Origin of the sequence: Corallococcus sicarius, assembly GCF_003611735.1 — a bacterium.
Lineage (GTDB): Bacteria > Myxococcota > Myxococcia > Myxococcales > Myxococcaceae > Corallococcus > Corallococcus sicarius.
In genome coordinates this window covers 1-651 of sequence record NZ_RAWG01000691.1, presented here as the reverse complement: position 1 = coordinate 651, position 651 = coordinate 1, and the positions used below count along the sequence as shown (strand labels likewise).

The 651-nt window shown below is 75.3% G+C and carries 1 protein-coding gene; it reads right to left on the bottom strand.

Features of this window, described 5'->3' with window-relative positions; all coding sequences use genetic code 11:
* Nucleotides 1-583, bottom strand: a 583-nt coding sequence (locus tag D7X12_RS41725) for a protein kinase domain-containing protein (protein ID WP_147444021.1), incomplete at its 3' end; no start/stop codon positions are given.
* Nucleotides 584-651: the final 68 nt, after the last annotated feature.

Here is a 651-nt window from a genome sequence, read left to right as displayed (position 1 = left end):
CCCCCGCATCCGCCGCCCCGGCCTCCAACCGTCGCGCGAGCCCGAAGTCCAGCAGGCTCAGCGCGCCACCCTCGCGCAGGAAGAGGTTCTCCGGCTTGAGGTCCCGGTGCGCGAGCCCCACCGCATGCACGCGCGCCACCGCCGGACACAATCCCGTGAGCAGCTCACGCACGCGCACCACGGACGCGGCCCCCGTGCCGGGCAACGCCGCCATCCACGCCGCGAGCGTCTGCCCCCGCAGCAGCTCCTGCACGAGGAAGGGCCTGCCACCGACGCGGCCCTGCTGGAACACCGCGGGCACCGTGGGCGGGCCCACGCGCCGCAGCGCCTCCGCCTCATGCGCGAAGCGGGCGTGGTACGGGCCCAGGCCCACCTTGAGGGCCACCTCGCGGCCGTCCTCCTCGCGCACCGCGGCGAAGACATGCGCGAAGCCCCCCACGCCCAACAGGGCGGCACCGGACAAGCCGGGGACGTCCGGGATCGCCAGCGGCTCCGGTGGGGGACCGGATTCGGTGGCGGGGACGCCATTCACGGGACACGCCGCGCCGGGAGCGAGGCGGCGGTGGCAGACCGGACAGCGCATGCGGGTGCCGGAAGGCTACCAGAGCGCTTGCATCAGGACGATGCCAACCCCCACCAACCCCTCGCCCG